The following is a 21,583-nucleotide window of genomic DNA, read 5'->3' as shown; positions in this document are numbered from 1 at the left end:
CGGTGCTTTAAAAGTTTACTTTTTAGCGAGCAGTTCTTCGAAATAAGAACCAAACTCTTTAGAGCGCTTCAAAATCGTGCTGGACGAAACGCCGAACTTTTCACTCAAGTCTTTTGCGGAAAGCATCGGGCCTTGGATCAGTTCATGGTCTTGCAGGAAACGCCAATAGCCGGCGACAAGTGCTTCCGGTTTCTGGACAGTCGGCTGTTGGCTGACCAAATAGCTATTGAGGATGCTCGTCACATTCGAGACGGTTTCATCGTCAAAATCAGCCTCAGCGATATGCTTGTTCAATTCATCCATAACAGACTGGTGTTCAGGAGACAGCTCAATGCTTTCTTCTACGCTGCCAGTGGAGTACTGGACGATATGTTCCACCACTTCAAGATAGTGCTCGCGCAAATAGTCTTCACTTAAAGTTGCGCCTTTTTCATCGATGCGTTTTTGAAGTTGCTCATAGAACGGCTGGAATTTGCCGACAATCGTCAAATAACCGTTCAAGAACAAAATGCCTTGTTCGCCGACGCGTGGATCCGGCAGAAGAATTGCAAGAAGTCCTTGGTCTTCTTCCATGTCAGTCGGCGGCTGGTCCGCCATGACGTATGTTTCGCCTGTGAAAGCATCTTTCAATTCCGCTTTTTCAGTATTGCCCGACACCATTTGGCCGAGGAACACGCGGAAGTTTGGCCATTGCTCCAAGACTTCTTTCGTCGTTGGGCGCGCAGTTTGTTCGATGTGCTTGTCCAGGAAACTTTTCCATAGTTCCGGCTTTTGCATGAACAGGAAATTTTCGATGACAAACGCTTGTGCATCGTTTTCCGCCATTGATTTCATCAAACGGGGCTGCCATTCCTGTTGAAGCTCACGGAAGTCCGTTAATTGATCGCGGTTCGGGTTTTCCGAAAAGAATTGCTGTCTGACTTGGAACAGCTCTTCATTCACCAGATCATTAATGGAAACTGTTTGCTGTTTCCCGTGGCATTTTTTGTATTTCTTTCCGCTGCCGCAAGGGCAAGGATCATTTCTTCCTACCATTCTAATCACCTACATTTTTTCTTGAGTGTAACATAAAATCTTTCGGCGCTCAAAAGTCTGACGATTCTGACGCCATTTCAAGTCATGCTCACTCAGTTTTTAAACAATTGAAAGCCCAGCCCGTCGAGCACATGATTCGGAACAAAGAAGCGGGCGGTGACAAGCGGATCGACCACTTGGCTGATTTGTGTGTCGGCTGCGGCACTCATGAGCATCGTCATTTCACTGACCGTGAACTCGCTTTGAGGCTGCAGCAAGTCGATCATTTCCTCGACTGCGGTAGACACGGCCTCGTCCAAGGTCATCGCCGATACGAGAAACGCTAATCCGTCTTCATTTTTCAGCAAAGGATGTTTCAAACGGCTGCCCTTAATGACCTCGAAACGGACGGTCGCGCTGCCGGGCACTTCAATGCCGGAAACGCTGATTTCTCCGTCGCCCATCGCTGCATGGAAATCGCCGAGCGCAAACAAGGCCCCTTCAGCTGCGACAGGGAAATAGAGGGTCGCGCCTTTGGTAATCAGTTTGGTGTCCATATTGCCGCCGTGCGCGCCCGGTGTGCCGCAGGAAACCGGTTCGCCTTCAGGTGCGACGCCAATAACGCCGATCATCGGATTGAGCGGAAGATGGAGACGGTCATTAAAGAGCGCTTTGCCGTTTTTGATGGGGATGATTTTAGATTCCATCGCTTTCATGCGGTGTCCCATGACGCCAAGTTCGGGGCCTGTCACCATGACACCTTGCTCGCCGATCTCCAATTCTTCGATCGTCACTTTCAAGATGTCCCCTGGAGCTGCACCTTCGATAAAGACTGGGCCGGTGGCTGGATTTACTTGATCCCAGTCAATGGCGGAAACTTCCTGATCTTCCGATTGAATTTGGTTTTTAAAGCAATCGAATGTATCGATTTTCACGGTTTCTCCACTAGCGACGTGTAGACTCGGCTCGTGGGTTTTAGAAAAGGCGTAAATGACATCTTGTGCTGGCAAGGTTTTCAACAGTACCACTCCTTTTTGTCTAATAGCTTTCTCTAACGGGATATGTCTGATAATTCTTTCAACGCATATAGACTTATTATCGAGCAACGAAACTCCGAGTGCAAGCGATTGAAGGCTGTAGTAAAATAAGGGAAAAGAAAACATGGAGCGGGAGGGGAAGCAGTGAACGAAGAACCAGTCAAAGAAATGCTCGCGTGGATGAAAGTCCTGTTATTGACGGCACTGATCCTGCTCGGTACCCGCCAGTTCCTGTTTGAGCCCGTTGTGGTTGAGGGAGGCTCCATGCAGCCTAGTTATAGCGAAAATGATAAACTGCTGCTCGGAAAAATCACGGAAATTGAAAACTTCGATACGATTGTCTTTTTCGCCCCTGACGGCACTCGTTTTATCAAACGTGTTATCGGCATTCCGGGCGACAGCATTCGAATGGCGGGAGGCCGTCTTTATTTGAACGGCCAGCAATTGGATGAACCGTATCTGCACAAAGCCGACAGCGCATTTATTGAGGAGTATCATGGTTACGCGAGTGAATTCACGGTCCCTTCCGCCAGTTATTATGTGCTCGGAGATAACCGCAACAATAGCACAGACTCACGCGTGCTCGGTTTTATTCAAGAACAGCACGTGATCGGGGAAGTGAAATTCCGCTTTGCGCCGCTAGCGCATTTCGGTTTTGTCGATTGATATAATGTGACGCAAGTTCTGATGCGCTTTCTGCAACCACTTGAGGTTGTTGAGGAAAGCGTTTTTTTAGTTTGGAACCGTCTAGAACTAGATGATTACCCAAAAAGATTAGACGAGAAAGTTGCTGTGCAAAAAATTACGAATAAGTTCTGTTTAATTATATTGGTTCTAAATGTTCATATTTTAATTCTTTTTAGTTCTATTGAATTATGTTAAAATTTAAATACTGAATATTAAAAAAAGTTCTCCTAATGACCGGAGGGATTAACATGACCCTGAAAATGTCGGTTAAATATTGCTGCTTGGTGATGCTGCTGCTCGGGATCTCGCTGCTAGACGACTCAGAGCCAGTGGAGGCAGCGCCAGGCAAAATAGATATGGCCTCCAGCCTTATGGAAGGGCAGCGCCAAGTTTACCACTCGCACCTGGCGAACTCCCTGTTATTTATGGATGGAGGATTGAACTCCCGGCAACAAGACGATGTCTATCCGGCAACGCACATTGCTTTTGCACCGGGGAGTGATGAGTCACGAATGAATTTTTCTTGGTATGCACCGAGTACGTGGCGAGCAGGCCAAGTGCAGTATGCGAAAGTGGCAGCCGGAACCGAAATCTTTCCGGAAACTGCTGCAGTTACGGTTGAGGCACAGCTGAAAAATGCGACGTTTGGTTATTCTGCGCATGAAGCGGTAATTACGGGATTGGACAGTGAATCGCATTATCTGTACCGCTTAGGAAATGGCCGGGGCAACTGGACGGACGCCTTCCTTTTCCAAACACAAAACCCGGAGTCCTATGAATTTGTGATGATCGCTGATCCGCAAATTGGCGCATCCGGCAATATAGAAGCGGACAGAAGAGCATGGGAAAAGACTTTGCAGCAAGCCACAGTACGCACGCCGAACAGCAGCTTTATAGTGTCGGCTGGCGATCAGGTAGATGCCCGTGATTCCGAAGCAGAATATGCGGCTTATTTTGCTCCTCGGCCGCTGCGTCATTATCCGACAGCGACGACCATTGGAAATCACGACAATACTTACCATTACTCGTCTCATTTCAATGTGCCGAATGAAAACAAAGAACTTGGCAATTATGACAATTCGGGAGGCAATTATTACTTTTCCTACGGCGATACATTGTTCATGAATTTAAATTCCAACAGCTTGAACCCTGAAGAGCACATCCAGTTCATGGAAGAAACGATGGAAGCTACTGCAGACCGAGAGTGGAAGTGGAAAATCCTCATTTTCCACCATTCGATCTATAGTGCAGCTGCACACTCGCAAAGTGAGTTCGTATTGGAATTGCGTGACCAGTTGGTTCCTGCCATTGATGCAATCGGATTTGATGCAGTATTGATGGGGCATGACCATTCCTACGTCCGGACTTATCAAATGAAAAACTTTCAAGTATTGAAAAATCATATGGTGCAAGACGGGGCATTGATCAATCCGCATGGCACGGTGTATATCACCGGCAGCACGGCGAGTGGCAGCAAGTTCTACAACATGCAGCCGGAACGGGAGCCGTATTCTGCAGTACGCAAACAATGGGAAGCGCCCACTTACATGAGCTTTCGTGTGGAACCAGAGCGCTTAAGTTTCCAAACCTACCGGACGGATACGGAAGAGTTGGTCGACGAGTATGAGATTATCAAGGATTCGTCCATCGAAACGATCGTTCCGGCTTTAGAACAAGTGGAACTGACAGCAAACAGCACCGTTTTGGCGACCACAGACAATACGTTTTATCCCCAAGTGGCATTGACGGTCGAAGGAGAGAATGTCGAAGGCGGGCAATACGATATACTTGCTGAATCGATTACATTCCGGACTGACAGTGACGACGTTCAAATAAAAGGCGGCGTTGTGGAGCTAGCTGAAAATGCCGCGGCTGGAACAGTGGAGGTCTACGCAGAAATCGTCGACGGAGATCGAATTTGGGACAGTAATGTCATCGAGCTTGAGCTGGTCGATCATGACGAAATCGATCTATTGGCCAGGGGCAGTAATTGGCGCTATTTGGATGATGGCAGCGACCAAGGCACAGCGTGGCGATCTGCTGAATTCGATGATGGTGATTGGGAGAGGGGTTCAGCGCCTCTTGGCTTCCCGGAAGATGAAGAGCGTCCGGAGTTCGGTGAAGTCGGAACGCTCATCGGGTACGGATCGGATGAGGACGACAAAATTGCTTTGACTTATTTCAGGGCAGAATTCGATGTTGAACAAGCAGACGATATCGGGAACCGCGGCTACGTGGAGTTCGGGGTGGACGATGGGGTCATCCTGTATTTGAATGGTGAGGAAATCATGCGCTTTAACATGCCGGAGAAGGGCGAGTTTGGTTTTGAAGATTACCAGGGAGCGGTGATGGACGAATATTACGGCAGTGAAAGCAAGATCGAGCGCATCTACCTGGACGAAACCGCCTTATCGCAGCTGAAAAACGGAAGGAATGTACTTTCAGCCCAAGTGCACCAAGACGACCGTTTCAGCTCTGATTTGTATTGGGACATGGAATTGGTAGTCAATACAAAATAAAAAAAGAAGGCGCAATGCCTTCTTTTTTTTTGTTTTATTTTTTAGTGAAAAGCTCTAACTTCTCGATGCGCTGCATGGCTTCTGCGATGCGCTGCTCGGTGACCAGTAAGCCGACGCGCACAAAGCCTTCTCCGCCAGGGCCAAAACCGCTGCCCGGCGCCACGGCGATGTCGACTTTGTCGAGCAGCAGGTCAGAGAACTCGACGCTCGTATAGCCTTCCGGGACAGGCAGCCAGGCAAAAAACGATCCCTTCGGCGCGTCGAATTCCCAGCCGATCCGGCGGCATTCATCCACTAGCGTCTGGCGCCTTTTCTCGTATAATGCATTCAGTTCCTCGACGCATTGCTGGCTGCTGTTTAATGCTTCTACAGCCGCCAGCTGAACGGCCGGAAAGATGCCGGCGAACAAATGGTCTTGGACGATGTTGAGTGCTTCGATCATTTTGGCATTGCCGACCGCAAAGCCGATGCGCCATCCGGCCATATTATACGTTTTGGATAATGTATACATTTCGATGCCGATGTCTTTGGCGCCTTTTGACTGCAGGAAGCTGACCGGTTTTTCGCCGTCAAAGCCGATGCGGCCATAGGCAAAGTCATGCACGACCCCGATGCCGTTTTCTTTGGCAAACTGGATCGTTTCATCGAAAAACGCAATGTCTGCTGTCGCGCCTGTCGGGTTGTTTGGGTAGTTCAAGTACATCAATTTGGCTCGTGCTCTTGCGGCGGCCGTCACATCGTTATAATCGGGAAGATAGCCGGTTTCCTGTTTAAGTTTCATTAAATCGAATTCGATATCCGCCAGCGGTGCGGCTGACAGGTAATCAGGGTAGCCCGGGTCCGGCAACAGCAGCGAATCGCCCGGGTTCAGCAACGCAAGCGGCAATTCGATAAAGCCGATTTTCGTTCCGGACAAAATGGCAACTTCCAAATCCGGATCGATATCGACATCGTACTCTTTTTTGTAGAAATCCGCAGCGGCTTTTCTTAATGAACTAAGCCCGCGAAACGGCGAGTAGCGGTGGGTTTGGGGATCCGCCACCGCTTGTTGCATGGCTTTGACAATATGCGCAGGCGTCGGCTGATCCGGGTTGCCTTGGCCGAAATTGATGACATCGCGTCCTTCATCGACAGCTTTTGCCGTTTTTGCGACAAGCAAGGCGAAAAATTGATCCGGAAGATTTTGTAAGCGATCTGAAAAGTCCATGAAATCCTCCTCATTTTCTAAATAATTGCACTTCTATCTTAAATCTTATAGAGTTTAAGCTAAACTGTCTACAGGGGGAGAGAATATGAAAATCGCTTGTGTGCAGATGGACATTGCGTTCGGAAAACCGGAAACGAATTTTCAGCATGTCAAAGAATATTTGGAAGAAGCTGCCGGAAACGGTGCGGATGTCATCGTGCTGCCCGAAATGTGGAACACCGGCTATGCATTGAAGGAGCTTGAACAATTGGCGGACGGCAACGGCAAGACGGTCGATTTTTTAAAGCAGTTTGCTAAACAGCATAGCGTCCATATCGTCGGCGGCTCAGTGTCGACGAAGAAACAGGACGGTTTTTACAATACGATGTATGTGGTCGACAATACGGGTGCACTCGTTTCGGAGTATGATAAAGCGCACCGCTTCGGGTTGATGGATGAGCATATCCACCTCGAAGAAGGACAATCGCTCGGCACGTTCGAACTAGATGGCGAGACTTTCGGCGGCGTCATTTGCTATGACATCCGCTTTCCGGAATGGCTGCGCGCACAGGCGCTCAACGGGGCGAAAGCGATTTTCGTCCCTGCCGAATGGCCGGCGGCACGCATCGATCATTGGCGCATCCTGCTGCAGGCGCGTGCCATCGAGAACCAATGCTTCATCATCGCCGCCAATCGCATCGGCAGCGACCCGAAAAATGAATTCGGCGGCCATTCGATGGTCATTGCGCCGTGGGGAGAAGTCCGGCTAGATATGGGCGGCATTGAAGGCATCGCTTATGCCGACATCGACCTTTCAGAAGTCGACGAGGTGCGCACGCGCATCCCGGTATTCGATGACCGGCGCGTCCCGTTGTACAAAAAGTTTGAAAAATCGCATTGACAAGCGGCTGCAGTGGCGCGTAAGATTGAAAACAACCAAATACGTATGCTTATCAAGAGAGACCGAGGGTAAAGGCCCGATGACGTCCGGCAACCCCCAATGCGGGAAGGTGCCAAGTCCTGCAGAATGGCAATCATTCTGAAAGATAAGTCGGAATTTAACTTTCGATGTCTCTTTTTGATAAAAGAGGCATTTTTTATTTGCCTGGGGGAGTGGACAACATGATTCAAATCGAACAGCTAAGCAAAACCTATCAAACGAAGCACGGCTCTGTCACGGGCGTAGACAATGTCAGCCTCGAAGTGAAGACCGGTGAAATTTTCGGCATCGTCGGCTATTCGGGTGCAGGGAAGAGTTCCCTTATCCGCTGCATCAATTTGCTCGAACGTCCTACCTCGGGGATTGTTTCGGTCGGCGGGCAGGATTTAACGAAACTGCGCGGCGAAGGATTGCGGAAAGCGCGCTTGAAAATCGGCATGATCTTTCAGCATTTCTATTTGATCAGTCAAAAGACGGTCGCTGAAAACATTGCATTCGCCCTTCGTGCAGCGGGGACGCCGAGCAAAAAAATCGGCCCGCGCGTTGATGAGCTATTGGAAATGGTCGGCTTGACCGATAAGCGCGGCGTCTATCCGGCACAGCTCAGCGGCGGGCAAAAGCAGCGCGTCGGCATTGCCCGTGCGCTCGCGAACGACCCGGCTGTCTTGTTATGCGATGAGGCGACTTCAGCGCTTGACCCGAATACAACCTTGTCGATCCTGCGGTTATTGAAAGACATCAACCGCAAGCTCAATATCACGATCGTCTTGATCACGCACGAAATGAACGTCGTCAAGGAGATCTGCGACCGGATGGCGGTCATGCAGAACGGGCGTGTCATTGAAGAAGGCAGCGTCTACGATATTTTTGCAGAACCGAAAACCGCGTTGACCAAAGAATTCATCTCCAGTGTCGTATCGTTTAACGTGCCGGAGGAAATCCTGGAAAAATGCGACGGGACGATCATCAAAGTATTGTTTAAAGGAGAAGTAGCCGGGCAAGGCATCATTTCCGATATGCTGCAAAGCTATTCGGTGAAAGGCAATTTCTTGCACGGTGCGATTGAATACATCCAAGAACGGCCGCTCGGGATCTTTGTGATGGAACTAAAAGGCGGACAAACGGACATACAACAGGCAATTACGTATTTAGAACAGCGCAAAGCGATAGTGGAGGTGATGGGTCATGGGAATTGAATGGGAAAGAATCATCGATCTATGGCCTGAAATCCAAGTGGCATTTTACCAGACGCTCGTCATGATCGGCATTTCACTCGGCGTCGCGCTGGTCGTTGGCTTGCCGCTGGGCATTCTGCTGTTCATCACGGACCGTGGCTTGTTCTGGGAAAATCGGCCGGTCAATTCGGTCATCGGCTTTATCGTCAACATCGTCCGGTCGATTCCGTTCATCATTTTGCTCGTCGCACTCATCCCGCTGACACAAGCGATTACAGGAACGACAATCGGGCCGGTGGCAGCCAGTGTTTCCTTATCGGTCGCGGCGATTCCATTTTTCGCGCGCATCGTGGAAACCGCATTGCGGGATATTGATAAAGGCGTCATCGAAGCGGCCATCGCGGTCGGCGCCACTCCGTGGATGATCATCAAGGATGTGCTGTTGCCGGAAGCTAAGGCCAGCATCATTCAAGGCATTACACTTACGGTCATCAGCTTGATTGCCTATTCGGCAATGGCTGGCGTTGTCGGTGGCGGCGGCATCGGCGATTTGGCGATCCGTTTCGGCTATTACCGCTACGATAATACGATCATGATCGTCACGGTGGTCATTTTGATTGTGCTCGTTCAATTGATTCAACAGGCAGGCGACTTTACAGCCAAAAAATTGGATAAACGATAAGGGGAGAATGATATGAAAAAATTTGCATGGCTTGTCGCAGCGAGCGCACTTGCATTAGCTGCTTGCGGCACAGACGAAACGGCTACGGATACGGCAGAAAACGGGGAACAGTCAAAAGACATCAAGCTTGGCGCAACGGCAGGCCCCTACAGCGATATGCTGAACGCAGCGATCGTTCCGGCCCTTGAAGAAAAAGGCTATACGGTCGAAACGATTGAATTCAGCGATTATATCCAGCCGAACAATGCATTGAATAACGGGGAAATTGATGCCAACCTATTCCAGCACACGATTTACTTGGAAAACTTCGAAACGGAAAACAATATGGATTTGAGTGCCTTGATTACCGTGCCGACCGCGCCTATGGGCATTTATTCGAACGAATTCGATTCGCTTGATGCGGTATCCGACGGAGCGACTATCGCGATTCCGAACGATCCGGTCAACGGCGCGCGCGCATTGCTCATGCTGCAGGATGAAGGACTCGTCGAACTCGACCCGGAAGCGGAAGTGCTGCAAGCATCCGAGCGCGACGTGACGGAAAATCCGAAGAACTTGGTGTTCCAGCCGATTGAAGCGGGGCAATTGCCGCGCGCTGTTGAAGGCACAGATCTTGCGGCGGTTCCAGGAAACTTTGCACTCGCCGCTGATATGGATTTGCTCGATGCGCTGGCACTGGAAGATATGCCGGATGAATACCGCAATGTAGTGGCCGTCTCAGCCGAAAATGAAGATAGCGAACTGGCGGCCGACTTGATTAAAATCGTTGAATCCGATGAGTTTGAAGCCGTGATTGACGAACAGTTCGAAGGGTTCGGCAAGCCCGCGTGGATGGCTGAATAAAGAGAGAAGCAAGCTGGAGAAAATCATTTTCTCCGGCTATTTTTTTGGGCGGAAACGGTGTTATTGTGTCATTCCCGGGCTTTTTTCTTGCCCTGTCTGTTTTAGGCTGAAATAATAGGGGAAATGAGTTCCACTGAACCGCTCTCCTGTGTCTTATGCAGCGAGAAAGGTTTTTCGGGAAGAGGGGGAAGATTATGGGAACTGCCAAGCACGTCCTGATTTACGGCGACGCGTTTGTCGACTATATCGCCACCACTAAAAACAACGATTTATTTGATCTCTACCTTGGGGGCGCGACTGTCAATGTTTCTGCTGGGGTTAGCCGCCTCGGTGTGCCGTCAGAATTTATCACGGTGACGGGAGAAGACGAGATTTCAGCATTTTTCTGTAGTGCGCTCAAGGCGGAAGGTGTCAATATGACGCATTCCATCCGGCATAAAGAAAAACGCATCAGCGGTGTCTATATCCATTTGACGGAAACGAATGATCGTGTATTTGCTTCTTATGATAACGAGACGCCGGATCTCCAAGTGCAGGCGGAGCAACTGGCGGACCAAGCATTTGCAGCTGCCAGCCTATTTCATTTTTGTTCCGGTACTTTGTTTCACGAGGACGCCCGCGAAACGACAGCGCGTGCCGTCGAGTTGTCAAAAACATACGGCGTCTTATGTTCATACGATGTCAATATCCGGCCGCTGCGTTGGGAAAGTGAAGAATTGTGCCGTCAAACCGTATTGCGCTTCTTGCCGCAAGCGGATATTTTGAAGCTGACGGTTGAGGAGCTATTGTTTTTAATGGAAACCACGACGCTTGCTGAAGGCATCGACAAGTTGAACGATTATAAATTGCCCCTCGTTTTTGTGACGGATGGCGAACACGGCACACACGCGGTCTTTAAAGAACAGACCATCCATGTGCCGGTCGTGCCGGTGAAACCGGTGGACACGACCGGTGCCGGAGACGCGTTTATGGCGGGGATCATCCGCCAGATTCACTTGAAGGGCATGCCGAAGACCGCCGAGGAATTGGTCGAATGTGCAACGTTCGGCAATCGGCTCGGCGCTTTATGCGCGACACGGGCCGGGGCGATCACGGCCATGCCGCGCATGGAAGATGTAGAAGAATGGCAATAGATTAAGAGGGGGAAATGAAATGGCTTTGCATAGTTTTCATTTGAAAGCCGATTGGCCTGGCAACCGCAATGATGTCGGGACAATCGAATCGGGGAATTTAAAGACGCAAATATCGATTCCGTCCGAAATGGATGGGCCGGGTGTCGGGACCAATCCTGACGAAATGCTGCTCGGAGCGGCATCGACGTGCTATATCATTACACTCGCGGCGATGATGGAACGCAGCAGGCTGCCCAAAGAGTCGTTGACGATGGATTCTGAAGGCATCGTCGAAGTGGTGAATGGCGTCATCACATACAAAAAAATCATTCACCGTCCGCAAATTGTGCTTGCGGCGGACGCTGGCGACAAAGAATTCAAACTCGCACAAAAGCTCGCAGAAAAAGCGGAGTCTTCCTGCATGATTACGCGTGCGATCCAAGGCAATATTGAAGTCGAACTTGAAGCGACGATCACTAAAACATGACGGCAATCCTTTTCTTCCGAGTGGAGAAGGGGATTTTTTTAGTGAAGCAATAAATAGGCTATTTTTTAATGATTCTAAGAATTTTTTCTTCCGCGCGTTTCGCGATATGGTAGACTACAGCTAATGAAAATAGACCATAGGAGACGAGTTGGATGAAAAAACTTTCGCTGCAGACAAAAATCATTTTGCTGAGTACATCACTCGTACTTTTGACCACACTATTGTTCGGCGGCATCCTGAGCTATCAGGAAATCGCCGACATTAAAGAAAACATCGGCCAGCGCGCACAGGAAACAGCAATTGGAATCTCGGTGATGCCGACAATTGTCGAGGCGATGGACGACGAGGAGCCGGCACTTCTGATCCAGCCGATTGCCGAGTATTTACGTAGGCAAGTAGGTGCGGAATTCATCGTTATCGGCAATACCGAGAGTGTCCGTTATTCACATCCGGATCCGGATAAAATTGGTGAAAAAATGGTCGGTGGCGACAATGACCAAGCGCTGATCGATGGAAAGGTCTATGTCTCCGAAGCGTTCGGTTCGCTTGGCAGAAGCTTACGCGGCAAAGCTCCGATCTATGACGGGGACGGCCGGATCATCGGCGTCGTATCTGTCGGCTATATGGTCGAAGATATCGACAAGATCATCTTCGGCAATGTATTGGACGTCATGTGGCTCGGCCTGCTGACGCTGGCCATCGGAATTTTAGGCAGCATCCTGCTGGCCAAGAACATCCGAAAAGATACGATGGGGCTGGAGCCGCGGGAAATATCCCGTTTGTACCAGGATAGGGAAGCGTTATTGTCGTCGATCATCGAAGGTGTCATCGCCATCGACAACGAGGGGCGCATCACCGAATTGAACAGTTCTGCGGAGAAAATGCTGGCGATGGACCAAAGCTTTTTGCAGAAGTCAATCGACGATATATTGCCGGAGCTGCGGATGAAGGAAACGCTCTCTACCGGCCATTCATGGCGAAACAAAGAAATTCTGATCGGCGGAACGGTCTTTATCGTCAATCAGAAACCGATCCGCGCGCACGGCGATATGGTCGGAGCTGTCTCGACATTCCGAGAAAAAACGGAAGTGCAGGAAGTGCTCGAGACACTTTCGGAAATCCATCAGTACTCGGAAAGCTTGCGGGCGCAAACCCATGAATACGCCAATAAACTGTATGCCATTTCCGGCCTGCTGCAACTCGAGGAAACAGAGGCGGCGGTGCAGTTGATCCAAGAAGAGACGGTGCAGCATGAAAAGCAGACAAAGTATATGTTGAACCATATCGAAGATAAAAAAGTCCAAGCTATCCTGCTTGGCAAGATGGGCAAAGCGTCCGAAGCAAAAGTCGAGTTGACAGTGGATGAAAATAGCTCCCTTGCTCAATTGCCGCCTCATGTCGATATATCGAAAGTGATTCATATCGTCGGCAATTTGATCGATAATGCGATTGAAGAAGTCGAAAAGAGCGGAACAAAAAAAGTGTCCTTTTTCATCACCGATATCGGCAATGACTTGGTCATTGAAGTACAAGATAGCGGACGGGGCATCCGGGCAGAGCATTTGGATCAAGTTTTTGTCCAGGGCTTTTCCACGAAACTTGAAAAAGCGGACAGAGGCTATGGATTAGCGATCGTCAAACAAGCGGTCGAAGACTTGAACGGCTGGATTGAAGTGGATTCAGTACTGGAGCGCGGCACGGTGTTCAGCGTCTTCTTGCCGAAAAAATCAATGGAGGTGGCATGATGCTGCGTGTAGTTATTGCAGAAGATGATTTTCGGGTAGCGGAAGTACATGAAAAGTTTTTAGCGAAAATCAATGGCGTGGAACTATTGGCGAAGGCGAAAGATTGCAGTGAGACGCTGTCAGCTGTAAGAAAGCATCAACCGGATCTCGTGTTGTTGGATAATTATATGCCGGATGGCCTCGGAATCGAATTGATCGATGAGCTGCGCAAGGACAGTCCTGATACCGACGTTATTTTAGTGTCGGCTGCCAACGAACGTGAGTATATTGAAACGGCGCTGCGCAAAGGGGTCAAGGGCATCATCTTGAAACCTGCACAACTTGCGCAATTTACATCGACCATCGAGAAATACCGAAAAGATAAAGAGCGGCTTTCGCAGCAAGATACAGTCGACCAAACGTATTTGGACGAACTGTTCGGTGTTACTGCTGTTAAAAAGGAAGCGCCTGTCGTCAAAGGCATCGATCCGTTGACAATGCAAAAAGTACAAAAGCTATTGCTGAATTATAAAGAAGGCATCACGGCAGAAAAAATGGGCGAGGAAATGGGCGCCTCCCGCACGACTGCCCGCAGGTATTTGGAATACTTGGTATCGACAGGCGATTGCTACGCAGAGCTCGGCTATGGCATCGTCGGACGTCCTGAGAGACAGTATTTCGTTAAATAACGCGACCTTCATTACCGGCAAACAAAAAAAGCAGCTTCCTGAATAACAGGAAGCTGCTTTTTCAGAGTTGGAACAAGATAGCTAACTTCTATAAATATAATAAAGTAGATACTTTTACTACATCAACAACTAAGAGAGCTATCTAAGTGTTTGGAGAAGCGTCCGCTCGTAAAACCATCTGCTCAATAATGCTGCGCATTACTTCGCAAAGATAAGATCTCACGGTGTTCGACCTTATCTTTCCTACGGGATCAGCGGGTTTGAGAGACCCCGCAGGAAAGGAATGAGCGAAGCTTCGCTCATTCCTTTGCGACACATCTGCTATGCAGATGTGGGAGCACAAGGGTTTGGTTTCGAAGTGACGAGGAGGCTTGATTCCCGCCCCGAGGAAAGCGAGTGGTAAGCTTCGGAAAATACGATTCTTTGGTGTTACTCGACAGCCTGAAAAAGCAGCTTCCTAAATAACAGGAAGCTGCTTTTTTTGCGTGGAACTAATCTATCTTGCATTCGAAATGAGTCATTTGCCAGCCGCTTTTTTCGATGACGGGCAAGCCTCCCGAATCGTAGCAACGATCAGCCGCTTCGGTCACTTCGACATAACTGAAATAAGACTGTGCGGCAAATACGAGAGCAACAGCGAAAACGGCGGCTAGGCCAAGAAGAACGGTCAATTGAACTGCAGAAATGGACCATTTGGGCTTCATCGGTTAAACCTCCTCATTATGATATACAGAATAGCATAATTCCCTATCTCTTCCTATTAAAGGAATAGAAGCAAAATAAACTCTTTGCTTTTCATTATCGTGAACTTTATGAACAAAATGTACACAAAATCCTTTATACAGCTTATTTTGCAAACGGTTACATTCTGAAAATTCCGAGTTATACTTCGGAGCATAAGAAACATAATCAGACTAAGGGGGAAACAAAATGAAAAAAACGGTCTTTGCATCGATGGTAACTATAAGCGCTCTCGCATTCGCAGGGTGTGGCTCTGATGATACGGCAAGCACGAGTGGGGAAGGCGGAAGCTTTGAACCATCAAAAACAATTGAACTTGTGGCACCAGCCGGATCTGGCGGCGGGTGGGATACGACAGCACGTGAAGTCGCGCGTGTGTTCGGTGAAACCGGCCTCATCGAAGAAAACATGACCGTCATCAACCGGGAAGGCGGAGGCGGAGCCATCGGATGGGCTTATGTTCACGGTAAAGAAGGCGACCCGCATAGCATGTTCGTCGCATCTCCACCGCTCATGTTCGTTCCACTCAACGGCCAGTCGGAACATGGCCACGAAGACTTTACACCGCTGGCTAATATGATCGCTGATTACGGCGCGTTCGCTGTACGTGAAGATAGTGAATTCGAAGATTTGAATGATTTGTTCGATCAAATGAAAGACGATCCGCAGAGCGTGACAGTTATCGGCACATCTGCACCGGGAAGCATGGATCATATGCAGTTTGTCCGCATCGCAAAAGCAGCTGGCGTAGACCCAACTCAAATCAAATACGTATCTGATCAAGAAGGTGGCGCGTTGACGGCTGTTCTCAACGGTTCTGTGGATGTTTTCTCGACAGGCGTCGGCGAAACAATTGAACAAGTGCGCGCAGGCAATATCAAAGTGCTTGGCGTTACAGCGGAAGAGCGTATGGAAGGGGAAGTACTTTCTGATTTCCCGACTGCGATCGAACAGGGCATTGATGAAAGCTTCGTCAACTGGCGCGGATTCTTTGGGCCACCGAACATGGACCAGGCAGCTGTCGATTACTACGAAGCAAAATTCCAGGAGCTAAGTGAATCTGATGAATTCGCGGAAGTACGCGAGAAGTATGGCTGGAACGAAATGTACATGGGCAGTGAAGAGTACAGCGAGTTCCTCGACAATGAAAAACAAGAAATCCAAACTTTGCTTGAGGAAATCGGGCTAGGACAATAAGTGGGAAGTGAAACCGGATCTTATGCATTCGGTTTCTCTCTTTTCAGTAAAAAGGAGGCGTTTCGTTTGCTTGCAAGCATAAACCAGAGATTGGGACTGCTGCTTTTCGTAGTCGCGGCCATCTATTTGTATTTAAGTTTTCAATTGCCTAACTATCAATATGCCCCGATAGATGCGGATGTCATTCCGAAAGGACTCGGAATCCTGCTGATGATATTGGCGGTGCTATTATTCTTTTCACGGGCAGTAGAAACAGAAGCGGAAAAGAAAAAACGCGATATCCCGAAAAAAGAATTCGGCGTCCTTGCTGCCGTATTCGCAATGATTTTCTTATACATCTTATTATTTGAACTCGTTGGCTTCGTCATTATGACGATTTTGTTCATATTCTTTTGTTCATGGTTTTTAGGTTATAGAGCATGGAAGACAAACGTATTGGTCTCCCTTCTGTTCCCGGTTGTTATGTACACCATCTTTGTTTTCGCGCTGGGAATCAATTTACCGCGCGGCATCTTGCCAATTTAAGGAGGGAGCTTCCATATGGATGCGTTTCAAGGTCTATTGACCGGTTTTCAAGTTGCTTTAAGTCTTGAAGGAATTTTATTCGTATTAATTGGCGTCATTGTCGGTACCTTAATCGGCATGATGCCAGGGCTCGGCCCGATCAGTGCCATTGCGATCATGATTCCGATTACATATGGAATGGATCCAGCGCCTGCACTCGTCATGATGGCGGGTGTGTATTATGGAGCGGTATTCGGCGGATCGACTTCTTCGATTCTGTTGAATGCACCGGGGATTTCCGGGACAGTTGCTACATCCTTCGATGGCTATCCGATGGCACAGAACGGCCAGGCCGGCAAAGCACTTGCCATTGCGGCGATCGCTTCGTTCGTCGGTGGTACAGTGTCGGTCGTACTGTTGATGCTATTGGCGCCTGCGCTATCGAGTGTCGCCATTTCTTTCGGGCCGCCTGCTTATTTCGCACTCATGTTTATGGGCTTGACCGCCATATCGAGCTTGTCTGAAGGCTCGACGATCAAGGCAATGATTGCCGCTGTCGCGGGATTCATGGTCGTCACGATCGGAATCGATCCGCAAACTGGAACACAACGCTTTACGTTCGGCAATGTCAACTTATTTGACGGTTTCGACTTCCTGATCATCGCGCTCGGCCTATTCGCCGTAGCGGAAGTATGTATTCTCGTGTTGAACCGGAAAAACCGCAGCTTGAGCGACGATCAAAAACTGGGCAGCTTGCGATTGTCCAAACAAGATTTAAAAGAAATGAGCGGACCGGTCAGCCGCCAGTCGTTCGTCGGCTTTATGCTCGGCGTCTTGCCGGGTGCCGGTGCGACGATTGCGTCGTTCATCAGTTATATTTTTGAAAAACGCATTGCGAAAAACCCTGAAGAGTTCGGCAAAGGGTCGATCAAAGGGATCGCGGCACCTGAGAGTTCCAACAACGCAGCGACGAGCGGTGCATTCGTTCCGCTGTTGAGCCTTGGTATTCCAGGGTCCGGTACAACGGCTGTCATGCTAGGGGCGTTTCTCGTACTCGGTGTCCAGCCCGGCCCGCTGCTCATGACGGACCGTCCTGAAATTTTCTGGGGCATCATTGCCTCGATGTATCTCGGCAATATTTTCTTATTGATCTTGAACTTACCGCTTATTCCATATTTAGCGAAAATCTTGAGCATTCCACGCCCATTGCTCATTTCACTCGTCATCATGTTCAGTTTGATTGGCGTCTATTCGATCAGCTTTAATGTCTTTGACTTGTACATGCTTCTGGTATTCGGTGCACTTGGGTTTGCCATGCGAATATTCTCGTTCCCTGCACCGCCATTCATTTTGGCGTTTATCCTGGGAGGCATGATGGAGCAGGCGTTCCGTCAATCGATGACCATTTCCAACGGCAACTTGGGCATATTCGTCAATAGCCCACTGCCGCTTTCATTAATTATCATTTCATTGCTGTCGTTGCTAGTACCTGCATTTTTGAAATGGAGAGGCAATAGACTGGCTGCTAAACAACGTTAAGGGGTGAGAAAGTGAGAAACTCAAAGCTTGTGCCGCGCGTTCTTGCTTTATTGCTCGCTGGCGGGTTTGCCCTATTGTGGGCGTTCGGCTGGATGGATGCTTACACTACTGACCAGAAGTTGACGCTGCTATTGCTCGGCATCGCAATCAGTCTATGGACTGTAAGTGTCATGCCGCTTGCCGCTTCGAGTCTTTTGGTTCTTGGCCTGCTGCTGCTTTTCCGGTTAACGGAAGAGCCGGAGCAGGCTTTTGCCGGTTTTCTATCAGATGCGCTTTATTTTATTTTGGCGCTGACTTTGGTGTCGAAAGTATTGGTGAAAGCGGGCGCCGACCAAGTGTTTGTCGGGATCCTGTTAAAAGTGAGCAAGGGAAAAGTACAGCGATTGCTCATCGGCTTGCCTTTGTTGATCACCTTTTTGCCGATCCTGCTGCCTTCCGCTGTGGCACGCTTTCGGATACTTGAACCGATCATCGAACAAGTGAATGACCGTTTTGAACTCGGTGAACGCAGCGTCTTTCGGCAATTCAGCTTGTACGTTATCGGGATGATGAACCAAAACTCGACAATGATTGTTTTCACCGGCGGCGGCTTTCCGATACTCGCAGCGCAGCTGCTCAGAGATTTCGGCGGCGTGCAAATTTCCTGGCTCGGCTGGTTTTTGAGGATTGCACCACCGCTATGGATTGCACTGGCTATCATCAGCTTCGGCGTCTGGTTCTTTTTCAAGCGAAAAAATGGGGAAGTTCGGCGCATGGAACAGATGGAATTCACTCCTGCCACGCGATTGCCTGAGCGGTTTTGGTGGGTCATTGTCCCGTTTATCGCCATGATCATCAGCTGGATCGTCATCGACCAGGAGCAGATTCCGCTGATTGTCGCGCCTTTCCTATTATTGGCTTATTATGCGTTGCCGGTTAATGGACTCGTTGATGACCAGCTTGTGCGGGAATATGATTGGGAAACCTTCCTGCTGCTCGGGGCGTCATTTTCGCTCGGCTATTTAATAGAAGAAAATGGAACGGCCGGTGTCCTTGCGAGCCAATTGATCCAGCTGTTGCCTGAGGGGATGGGGGATGCCGGGAACATCATCTTTGTCGCCATGATCATTTTCCTGTTGAGATTTTTGTTTGTTGTCCCTTCCACTTCCATGATCGTAATTTTTCCCATCATTATGAGCTTTGCAGGACAGCTCGAGTTATCGGTTCTGGCGATGGCCTTTTTATTGATCATGATTGTCGGGGGAGTGACGATCTTGCCGATCCATTCGCCGACAACTTTTCTGGCATTTCAAAAAGGCGCATTTACGCAAAAAGAACAATTGCTCATCGGCACCTATTCGAGTGTTGTGCTCACTTGCATCGCCAGTGTGTTTGCTATCTTCATTTGGTGACAATGAGTGGATTGATGCCTTTCCTAATAGCAAGCCAGTCCTGATTTTAGGGCTGGCTTTTCGTATCTGGACGCGTCACGTATATGTTTAGTACGAAATATAGGGGGTAGGGTATGGGTAGAGGCATTAATCATAAGAGGAGGCAAAAATATGTTTGATTATACCGTTACAACAAGCAAGTCAGTGGATGAAGCAGTCACATCGCTCGAGGAAAACTTGAAAGAAGAGCAATTCGGCGTCTTATGGAATTTCGATTTGACGGCGAAGCTTCAGGAAAAAGGCCAGGACTTTGATACGCCGTACAAAATTCTCGAAGTGTGCAACCCGAAAGAAGCGAATACGGTGCTTTCTGAAAACTTGATGGTCGGTTATTTCCTGCCATGTAAAATCGTTGTATATAAAGAAGGCGAAGAAACGAAGATCGGCATGCCGAAGCCGACATCGTTGATCGGTATGGCTGAAGAAGGCGGCAAATTGACCAGCGTAGCTGAAGATATCGAAAAGCGTTTAATCGCTTGCATCGACCGGACTGCTTAAGTTCAGAAAAAACCATTAATGGAGGGATCTTTACATGACAGTCCAATTTACATCTGCTGAAGAAATTGCAGAAAAAGTGATGAACAACGAACCTGTTGCCATTCTCGATGTCCGCAGCAAAGAAGATGTGGAGAATTGGCATGTAGAAGGAAGCCAGGTTGAACTGCATAATATTCCGTTCAATGAAATAGAAGAAAGCGGCGATGAAATCAGCAAACTGCCGAAGGAAAAGCCATTGTATACGATGTGTGCAAAAGGCAATACGTCGAAAAAAGCAGCGGAGTATTTAAAAGACCAAGGGTTTGAAAACATCATTTCGATTGAAGGCGGGATGGCTTCATGGAGTGAGCAATTAGAGCCGGTGAAAATTGGGGACTTGAAAACTGGAGGCGCCATCTATCAATTTGTCCGTATAGGAAAAGGCTGCCTATCGTATTTAGTAGAGTCGGATGGCGAAGCAGCGGTTATCGATGCGGCGCGAATGACTGCTCCGTATGAAAGCTTCGCAAAAGAGCATTCGGCAAAAATCACCCATGTGTTGGATACGCATCTGCATGCAGACCACATTTCCGGAGGCCGAAAACTGGCCGAATCATTCGGTGCGCAATATCATTTGCCGCCGGAAGATGCAGATGAAGTTATGTTTGGGTATGAGCCAGTTGAAGATGGAACAACCGTGGAAGTAGGCAAGGTGAAAATCAAAGCGTTCTACTCACCGGGCCACACGATCGGCAGCACCTCATTTATCGTCGACGATGAATATTTGCTGACAGGCGATATTTTGTTCATCGAATCAATCGGTCGGCCAGACCTTGCCGGCAAGGCGACGGATTGGGCAGAGGATCTGCACGAAACCCTTTATGAGCGCTATGGCAATCTGTCGAAAGAACTGATTGTCCTGCCTGCCCATTACGCCGACATACAGGAAATGAACGAAGACGGCAGCGTCCACAAAAAGCTCAGCGATTTGTATGAACGCAACGAAGGACTCAATATTGACGATGAAGAAGGTTTCATCAAACGGGTGACGGAAAACTTGAAAGAACAGCCGAACGCTTATGAAGATATCCGCAAAACGAATATGGGAAAAATCACCCCGTCTGAAGATGAACAAAAAGAAATGGAAACCGGCCCGAACAATTGTGCAGTTTAATAAAGAGTTAGTAAAAGCCCTCATTATATATGGGGGCTTTCCATGTTAAACTAAGAGCTAATCATATATAAAAATAGTGATGAGTTGTTTAGTTGACATTATACCCAACGGGGTATAATATAAAGCCATAACAACTTCAGTTTGAAGAGGAGGCCAGTAGGATGGAATACGATAAAAAGATTGAAAATCGCCTCAAGCGGATTGAAGGCCAATTGCGCGGCGTCATTAAAATGGTGGAAGCGGACGGAGAATGCCGTGATGTGGTCACCCAGCTTTCTGCAGTCAGAAGCGCAGTGGATCGGACAATCGGTGTTATCGTCAGTGAAAACTTGCAAGCTTGCGTACGTGATAGCTTAGAAAAAGGCGAGAGCACAGAAGACGTCGTGAAAGAAGCCGTCGAGCTGCTTGTTAAAAGCCGTTAAAGCA

General features: G+C 48.8%; 21 protein-coding genes and 1 riboswitch. Of the genes, 17 read left to right on the top strand and 4 right to left on the bottom strand.

Annotated features, from left to right (window positions below):
- Window positions 1–15: 15 nt before the first annotated feature.
- Window positions 16–1,035, bottom strand: coding sequence for an SEC-C metal-binding domain-containing protein (locus tag ACFO5U_RS10685; RefSeq protein ID WP_377279053.1), 1,020 nt, complete (start codon window positions 1,033–1,035; stop codon window positions 16–18).
- A gap of 92 nt (window positions 1,036–1,127) precedes the next feature.
- A complete protein-coding gene (locus tag ACFO5U_RS10680; protein WP_377279052.1) occupies window positions 1,128–2,033 on the bottom strand; it encodes an acetamidase/formamidase family protein in 906 nt (301 codons plus the stop codon).
- 162 nt (window positions 2,034–2,195) lie between these two features.
- Between ACFO5U_RS10680 and lepB the strand changes: the two genes are divergently transcribed.
- The gene (gene lepB / locus ACFO5U_RS10675; protein WP_377279051.1) at window positions 2,196–2,717 is read left to right on the top strand and encodes a signal peptidase I; all 522 of its coding nucleotides are present in this window, start codon (window positions 2,196–2,198) and stop codon (window positions 2,715–2,717) included.
- Window positions 2,718–2,986: 269 nt separating this feature from the next.
- Window positions 2,987–5,257 (top strand): purple acid phosphatase family protein, encoded by a 2,271-nt coding sequence (locus tag ACFO5U_RS10670; RefSeq protein ID WP_377279050.1) that lies wholly within the window; start codon window positions 2,987–2,989, stop codon window positions 5,255–5,257.
- 34 nt (window positions 5,258–5,291) lie between these two features.
- Here the strand turns inward: ACFO5U_RS10670 and ACFO5U_RS10665 are convergent, their stop codons facing one another.
- Window positions 5,292–6,464, bottom strand: coding sequence for a pyridoxal phosphate-dependent aminotransferase (locus ACFO5U_RS10665; protein ID WP_377279049.1), 1,173 nt, complete (start codon window positions 6,462–6,464; stop codon window positions 5,292–5,294).
- A gap of 85 nt (window positions 6,465–6,549) precedes the next feature.
- On the opposite strand from ACFO5U_RS10665, the gene ACFO5U_RS10660 reads away from it, so the two are divergent.
- The 8 genes from ACFO5U_RS10660 (at window position 6,550) to ACFO5U_RS10625 (ending at window position 14,095) form a co-directional block, all read left to right on the top strand.
- Window positions 6,550–7,344, top strand: coding sequence for a carbon-nitrogen family hydrolase (locus tag ACFO5U_RS10660; protein WP_377279048.1), 795 nt, complete (start codon window positions 6,550–6,552; stop codon window positions 7,342–7,344).
- A 46-nt stretch (window positions 7,345–7,390) separates the two neighbouring features.
- A riboswitch (SAM riboswitch) is annotated at window positions 7,391–7,496 on the top strand.
- Between the two features lie 69 nt (window positions 7,497–7,565).
- On the top strand, window positions 7,566–8,579 hold the full coding sequence (locus tag ACFO5U_RS10655) for a methionine ABC transporter ATP-binding protein (protein ID WP_377279047.1): 1,014 nt from the start codon (window positions 7,566–7,568) through the stop codon (window positions 8,577–8,579).
- Window positions 8,569–9,240 carry a methionine ABC transporter permease gene (locus tag ACFO5U_RS10650; protein WP_377279046.1) on the top strand — a complete coding sequence of 224 codons (672 nt, stop codon included), beginning with the start codon at window positions 8,569–8,571 and terminating at the stop codon, window positions 9,238–9,240. Before ACFO5U_RS10655 ends, ACFO5U_RS10650 begins: the two co-directional genes overlap by 11 nt.
- Before the next feature lie 12 nt (window positions 9,241–9,252).
- Window positions 9,253–10,083 (top strand): MetQ/NlpA family ABC transporter substrate-binding protein, encoded by an 831-nt coding sequence (locus ACFO5U_RS10645; RefSeq protein WP_377279045.1) that lies wholly within the window; start codon window positions 9,253–9,255, stop codon window positions 10,081–10,083.
- A gap of 194 nt (window positions 10,084–10,277) precedes the next feature.
- Window positions 10,278–11,216, top strand: a complete 939-nt coding sequence (locus ACFO5U_RS10640) for a carbohydrate kinase family protein (RefSeq protein WP_377279044.1) — start codon at window positions 10,278–10,280, stop codon at window positions 11,214–11,216.
- A 19-nt stretch (window positions 11,217–11,235) separates the two neighbouring features.
- Complete coding sequence (locus ACFO5U_RS10635) at window positions 11,236–11,682, top strand: OsmC family protein (protein WP_377279043.1); 447 nt, start codon at window positions 11,236–11,238, stop codon at window positions 11,680–11,682.
- 152 nt (window positions 11,683–11,834) lie between these two features.
- Window positions 11,835–13,427, top strand: coding sequence for an ATP-binding protein (locus tag ACFO5U_RS10630; RefSeq protein WP_377279042.1), 1,593 nt, complete (start codon window positions 11,835–11,837; stop codon window positions 13,425–13,427).
- Entirely contained in the window at window positions 13,427–14,095 is a 669-nt protein-coding gene (locus ACFO5U_RS10625) for a response regulator (protein ID WP_377279041.1), read from the top strand. Before ACFO5U_RS10630 ends, ACFO5U_RS10625 begins: the two co-directional genes overlap by 1 nt.
- 491 nt (window positions 14,096–14,586) lie before the next feature.
- Here ACFO5U_RS10625 and ACFO5U_RS10620 read toward each other — a convergent pair whose 3' ends face one another.
- Window positions 14,587–14,799 (bottom strand): hypothetical protein, encoded by a 213-nt coding sequence (locus ACFO5U_RS10620; protein ID WP_377279040.1) that lies wholly within the window; start codon window positions 14,797–14,799, stop codon window positions 14,587–14,589.
- 226 nt (window positions 14,800–15,025) lie between these two features.
- On the opposite strand from ACFO5U_RS10620, the gene ACFO5U_RS10615 reads away from it, so the two are divergent.
- The 7 genes from ACFO5U_RS10615 (at window position 15,026) to ACFO5U_RS10585 (ending at window position 21,579) form a co-directional block, all read left to right on the top strand.
- Complete coding sequence (locus ACFO5U_RS10615) at window positions 15,026–16,033, top strand: tripartite tricarboxylate transporter substrate binding protein (protein ID WP_377279039.1); 1,008 nt, start codon at window positions 15,026–15,028, stop codon at window positions 16,031–16,033.
- 66 nt (window positions 16,034–16,099) lie between these two features.
- Window positions 16,100–16,558, top strand: coding sequence for a tripartite tricarboxylate transporter TctB family protein (locus tag ACFO5U_RS10610; RefSeq protein WP_377279038.1), 459 nt, complete (start codon window positions 16,100–16,102; stop codon window positions 16,556–16,558).
- A 15-nt stretch (window positions 16,559–16,573) separates the two neighbouring features.
- On the top strand, window positions 16,574–18,076 hold the full coding sequence (locus tag ACFO5U_RS10605) for a tripartite tricarboxylate transporter permease (RefSeq protein WP_377279037.1): 1,503 nt from the start codon (window positions 16,574–16,576) through the stop codon (window positions 18,074–18,076).
- Window positions 18,077–18,087: 11 nt separating this feature from the next.
- Window positions 18,088–19,467: an SLC13 family permease gene (locus ACFO5U_RS10600; protein ID WP_377279036.1), complete on the top strand. Its 1,380-nt coding sequence runs from the start codon at window positions 18,088–18,090 to the stop codon at window positions 19,465–19,467.
- Window positions 19,468–19,617: 150 nt separating this feature from the next.
- Window positions 19,618–20,004: a DUF302 domain-containing protein gene (locus ACFO5U_RS10595; protein WP_377279035.1), complete on the top strand. Its 387-nt coding sequence runs from the start codon at window positions 19,618–19,620 to the stop codon at window positions 20,002–20,004.
- A 34-nt stretch (window positions 20,005–20,038) separates the two neighbouring features.
- The gene (locus ACFO5U_RS10590; RefSeq protein WP_377279034.1) at window positions 20,039–21,157 is read left to right on the top strand and encodes an MBL fold metallo-hydrolase; all 1,119 of its coding nucleotides are present in this window, start codon (window positions 20,039–20,041) and stop codon (window positions 21,155–21,157) included.
- Window positions 21,158–21,318: 161 nt separating this feature from the next.
- A complete protein-coding gene (locus ACFO5U_RS10585; RefSeq protein ID WP_377279033.1) occupies window positions 21,319–21,579 on the top strand; it encodes a metal-sensitive transcriptional regulator in 261 nt (86 codons plus the stop codon).
- The last annotated feature ends 4 nt before the right edge of the window (window positions 21,580–21,583 follow it).

It is taken from the genome of Planococcus dechangensis, assembly GCF_042654465.1.
GTDB classification, from domain to species: domain Bacteria; phylum Bacillota; class Bacilli; order Bacillales_A; family Planococcaceae; genus Planococcus; species Planococcus dechangensis.
Note: the sequence above shows the minus strand (reverse complement) of the source record. Positions and strands in the feature narration are given on the sequence as shown.

What these genes read in the sequence shown, in the direction of transcription:
- ACFO5U_RS10620 (WP_377279040.1), bottom strand. Translation starts at nt 14,799, where the DNA reads ATGAAGCCCAAATGGTCCATTTCTGCAGTTCAATTGACCGTTCTTCTT.
- ACFO5U_RS10685 (WP_377279053.1), bottom strand. Translation starts at nt 1,035, where the DNA reads ATGGTAGGAAGAAATGATCCTTGCCCTTGCGGCAGCGGAAAGAAATAC.
- ACFO5U_RS10670 (WP_377279050.1), top strand. Translation starts at nt 2,987, where the DNA reads ATGACCCTGAAAATGTCGGTTAAATATTGCTGCTTGGTGATGCTGCTG.
- ACFO5U_RS10630 (WP_377279042.1), top strand. Translation starts at nt 11,835, where the DNA reads ATGAAAAAACTTTCGCTGCAGACAAAAATCATTTTGCTGAGTACATCA.
- ACFO5U_RS10640 (WP_377279044.1), top strand. Translation starts at nt 10,278, where the DNA reads ATGGGAACTGCCAAGCACGTCCTGATTTACGGCGACGCGTTTGTCGAC.
- ACFO5U_RS10645 (WP_377279045.1), top strand. Translation starts at nt 9,253, where the DNA reads ATGAAAAAATTTGCATGGCTTGTCGCAGCGAGCGCACTTGCATTAGCT.
- ACFO5U_RS10615 (WP_377279039.1), top strand. Translation starts at nt 15,026, where the DNA reads ATGAAAAAAACGGTCTTTGCATCGATGGTAACTATAAGCGCTCTCGCA.
- ACFO5U_RS10625 (WP_377279041.1), top strand. Translation starts at nt 13,427, where the DNA reads ATGCTGCGTGTAGTTATTGCAGAAGATGATTTTCGGGTAGCGGAAGTA.
- ACFO5U_RS10595 (WP_377279035.1), top strand. Translation starts at nt 19,618, where the DNA reads ATGTTTGATTATACCGTTACAACAAGCAAGTCAGTGGATGAAGCAGTC.
- ACFO5U_RS10665 (WP_377279049.1), bottom strand. Translation starts at nt 6,464, where the DNA reads ATGGACTTTTCAGATCGCTTACAAAATCTTCCGGATCAATTTTTCGCC.
- ACFO5U_RS10585 (WP_377279033.1), top strand. Translation starts at nt 21,319, where the DNA reads ATGGAATACGATAAAAAGATTGAAAATCGCCTCAAGCGGATTGAAGGC.
- ACFO5U_RS10635 (WP_377279043.1), top strand. Translation starts at nt 11,236, where the DNA reads ATGGCTTTGCATAGTTTTCATTTGAAAGCCGATTGGCCTGGCAACCGC.
- ACFO5U_RS10605 (WP_377279037.1), top strand. Translation starts at nt 16,574, where the DNA reads ATGGATGCGTTTCAAGGTCTATTGACCGGTTTTCAAGTTGCTTTAAGT.
- ACFO5U_RS10660 (WP_377279048.1), top strand. Translation starts at nt 6,550, where the DNA reads ATGAAAATCGCTTGTGTGCAGATGGACATTGCGTTCGGAAAACCGGAA.
- ACFO5U_RS10590 (WP_377279034.1), top strand. Translation starts at nt 20,039, where the DNA reads ATGACAGTCCAATTTACATCTGCTGAAGAAATTGCAGAAAAAGTGATG.
- ACFO5U_RS10655 (WP_377279047.1), top strand. Translation starts at nt 7,566, where the DNA reads ATGATTCAAATCGAACAGCTAAGCAAAACCTATCAAACGAAGCACGGC.
- ACFO5U_RS10650 (WP_377279046.1), top strand. Translation starts at nt 8,569, where the DNA reads ATGGGAATTGAATGGGAAAGAATCATCGATCTATGGCCTGAAATCCAA.